Here is a 3353-nt window from a genome sequence, read left to right as displayed (position 1 = left end):
GAAGCCGACCACATGCCGTGGGCGATCACCTCGCGGAAGACGCCGCTGTGCGCGAATTCCGGATCGACGATGGCGGGGTTGATGTCGCCCGTCATGATCGCGAAAAGCTGGATGTCTTCCGGACGCAGCGTGCGCACCAGGGAGGCGCTGTCGCCGACCTTGATTTCGGCGAAAACGCGGTTTTCCATGTACTGGTTATTTTTGTCTTGACTGCTCATGCCGGACTCCGTGTTGACGAACGATTTCAGTATAGGTTGTTGCGATGCGGCATACAACTTGCTGTCGCCTGGATATTCGCTTGGCGCCGTCATTCGCATGAAACATGCCTGTGGTTGTCTGGCGATTGTTGCATACGCACATGATCGTGGATTGATCTATGTCAGAGCGATGATCGAAGGGCGCGCTAGGCTTGAATCAGGGTCTCGGGATGCCGGCCGGATACTGCCGCCGGTTCCCGCGGACGGGAGACATTGGATGCGGGAGTTCTCATGAGCGGGAAAAACCGGGAAGTGGCCGGTGCAGTGGCAGCAGCAGTGGCGGCATCCGTGGCGCGCTGGCGTCGCGATCCGACGGCCCTGTTGCAGATGCTGCGCGAAGTGCAGGAGTCGGTGGACTGGATTTCGCCGGAGGTGATCCATCTCCTGACGGACGAACTGCATCTGCCGCGCTCCAAGATCGAGGGGGTCGCCGGCTTCTACAGCTTTCTCTATACGCGGCCGCACGGGCGCTATCGTGTACTGTTCGCCGACAACATCATCGAACGCATGCAGGGTTGCGTTGCCCTGATGGAGCGCATGTGCAGCAGCCTCTGGGTCGAGCCCGGCAAGGTCTCCGAGGATGGCCTCGTCAGCGTCGGGACGACTTCCTGCATCGGGATGGGCGATCAGGGTCCGGCCCTGCTGGTCAATAACTTCGTCATTCCGCGCCTGACGGAGGCGCGCATCGATACGCTGTGCGAGCTGATCCGCGCCGAGGTGCCGCTGGAGGCGTGGCCGCCCGAACTGTTCATGGTCGAGGACAACATCCGGCAGACAGGGATTCTCCTCGACAGCGAGCTTGCTCCCGGCGATGCCCTGCGAGCGGCCCGCGCCCGCGCCGGGCACGACGGTCTGGAAGCCTCGAATACGCGCTCATGGCGCGAAGGCCTGCCGTCCGGACTGCTCGGGCCGGCGGCGGTGATCGACGAGATCAGGCGATCCGGGCTGCGCGGGCGAGGGGGCGCCGGCTTTTCGACGGCGCTGAAGTGGGATGCCTGCCGGAATGCGGCGGTGTCCGAGGGTCGCGAGAAGATCGTGGTCTGCAATGCCGACGAGGGGGAGCCCGGCACCTTCAAGGATCGCGTGCTGCTTGCCCGTCATGCCGATCTGGTGATCGAGGGAATGACCATTGCGGCTTACGCCGTCGGGGCGACGCGCGGTTTCATCTATCTGCGCGGCGAATACCGCTATCTCCTCGATGCGCTGAATGGCGTGCTCGCGCGCAGGCGCGAGGCCGGCGTTCTCGGGCGCGGTATCCTCGGCATCGCCGGCGCCGATTTCGATATCGAGATCCATCTCGGTGCCGGGGCCTACGTCTGCGGCGAGGAGTCAGCACTGATCGAATCGCTGGAAGGCAAGCGCGGTACGCCGCGCAACCGGCCGCCCTTCCCGGTGACCAACGGCTATCTCGATCAGCCGACCATCGTCAACAACGTCGAGACCTTCGCCGCCGCCGCGCTGATCGCGCTGAACGGCGGCGACTGGTACGCCGGGATCGGCACCCGGCAATCGGCGGGAACCAAGATCCTCTCGGTTTCCGGCGACTGCGAGCGGCCCGGCATCTACGAATACCCGTTCGGCGTCAGCGTGCGCCAGGTTCTGGACGATTGCGGCGCCCGCGCCACGCAGGCCGTGCAGGTCAGCGGACCCTCCGGCATCTGCATTGCGCCGGCCGAGTTCGACCGCGTCATCGGTTTCGAGGATATCCCGACCGCCGGGGCGTTCACCATCTTCGACAACAGTCGCGACATGTTCGAGGTGGCGCGCATCTACGTGCATTTCTTCCAGCACGAGAGCTGCGGCTTCTGCACGCCGTGTCGGGTCGGCACCTCGTTGCTCAGGAACCTGATGGACAAGCTGCACAACGGTCACGGCTCGCCGTATGACTTCGCCGAAATCGAGAAGCTCAACCAGTTGCTGCAGTCGATGAGTCACTGCGGGCTGGGGCACACCGCGTGCAATCCGGTGCTCGACACGATCGCCAGGTTCCGGCCGGCCTACGACCGGCGCATGGAGCACGACGATTTCTCGCCGGCCTTCGATCTCGACCGCGCCCTCGCCCCGGCGCGGCAGATGACCGGGCGCGACGATGCGGCGGCGCACATCATCACCGAGAGTTCCGGGGAGGGCGCATGAGCCAGACGTTCACGATCGACGGCCGGGTCATTCCGTTCGCCGAAGGGCAGACCATTCTCCAGGCGGCGAGCGCAGCCGGGATCTTCATCCCGCACCTGTGCCACCACCCGGATTTCAAGCCGCATGGATCGTGCAAGCTGTGCACGGTCAAGGTCAATGGCCGGCATGCGGCGTCGTGCACGATGCGGGCGATGGCCGGCATGGCCGTCGAGAGCGATACCGGGGAAATCAACGGCGAACGCCGCGCGCTGACCCAGATGCTGTTCGTCGAAGGCAACCATTTCTGTCCCTCGTGCGAGGTCAGCGGCAACTGCCAGCTGCAGGCGACGGCCTACCACCTCGGCATGATGAGCCCGCATTACGACCACTTCTTCCCGAACCGCGCGGTCGACGCCTCGCATCCCGACTTTCTGCTCGATTTCAACCGCTGCATCCTCTGTTCGCTGTGCGTGCGCGCCAGCCGCGATGTCGATGGCAAGAACGTCTTCGCGCTTTCCGGGCGCGGCATCAACACGCACCTGATCGTCAATGCCCGATCCGGTCAGCTGGCCGACACCAATTTCTCGGCGGCCGACAAGGCGGCGCAGGTCTGCCCGGTCGGGGTGATTCTCAGAAAGCGCCGGGGTTTCGCCGTGCCGATCGGTGAGCGCACCTACGACAGGAAGCCGATTGGCGAGATGGTCGAGGCCACGGGAGAGTCGTTGCCATGACTGCTGCCAGGAAGAAGCTCAAGGTCGCGACGACTTCGCTGGCCGGCTGTTTCGGCTGCCACATGTCGTTTCTCGACATTGACGAGCGCCTGTTCACGCTGCTCGATCACGTCGAATTCGACTGTTCGCCGCTGACCGACATCAAGGAAGTCAGCGCGGACTGCGATGTCGGCATCATCGAGGGGGGCTTGTGCAACGCCGAGAACGTCCACGTGCTGCGCGATTTCCGCAGGAACTGCAAGGTGCTGAT

At 64.2% G+C, this 3353-nt stretch carries 3 protein-coding genes and 1 pseudogene; 3 read left to right on the top strand and 1 reads right to left on the bottom strand.

Annotated features, from left to right (window positions below; translation table 11 throughout):
* Nucleotides 1–218, bottom strand: a 218-nt coding sequence (locus J0M27_RS21255; RefSeq protein WP_294996703.1) for a MaoC/PaaZ C-terminal domain-containing protein, incomplete at its 3' end; no start/stop codon positions are given.
* Nucleotides 219–488: 270 nt separating this feature from the next.
* Between J0M27_RS21255 and J0M27_RS21250 the strand changes: the two genes are divergently transcribed.
* The 3 genes and pseudogenes from J0M27_RS21250 to J0M27_RS21240 form a co-directional block, all read left to right on the top strand.
* The gene (locus J0M27_RS21250; RefSeq protein ID WP_294996700.1) at nucleotides 489–2393 is read left to right on the top strand and encodes an NAD(P)H-dependent oxidoreductase subunit E; all 1905 of its coding nucleotides are present in this window, start codon (nucleotides 489–491) and stop codon (nucleotides 2391–2393) included.
* Nucleotides 2390–3103: a 2Fe-2S iron-sulfur cluster-binding protein gene (locus J0M27_RS21245; RefSeq protein WP_294996697.1), complete on the top strand. Its 714-nt coding sequence runs from the start codon at nucleotides 2390–2392 to the stop codon at nucleotides 3101–3103. Before J0M27_RS21250 ends, J0M27_RS21245 begins: the two co-directional genes overlap by 4 nt.
* Nucleotides 3100–3353, top strand: a pseudogene (locus tag J0M27_RS21240) (NADP oxidoreductase); the annotation flags it as partial. The gene J0M27_RS21245 and the pseudogene J0M27_RS21240, both read left to right, overlap by 4 nt.

Origin of the sequence: Sulfuritalea sp., assembly GCF_017302275.1 — a bacterium.
Lineage (GTDB): Bacteria > Pseudomonadota > Gammaproteobacteria > Burkholderiales > Rhodocyclaceae > Sulfuritalea.
This window is presented reverse-complemented; position numbering and strand designations above follow the sequence as displayed.

Excerpts from the sequence above, each read along its gene's own strand:
- J0M27_RS21250 (WP_294996700.1), top strand. The coding sequence starts at position 489 with ATGAGCGGGAAAAACCGGGAAGTGGCCGGTGCAGTGGCAGCAGCAGTG.
- J0M27_RS21245 (WP_294996697.1), top strand. The coding sequence starts at position 2,390 with ATGAGCCAGACGTTCACGATCGACGGCCGGGTCATTCCGTTCGCCGAA.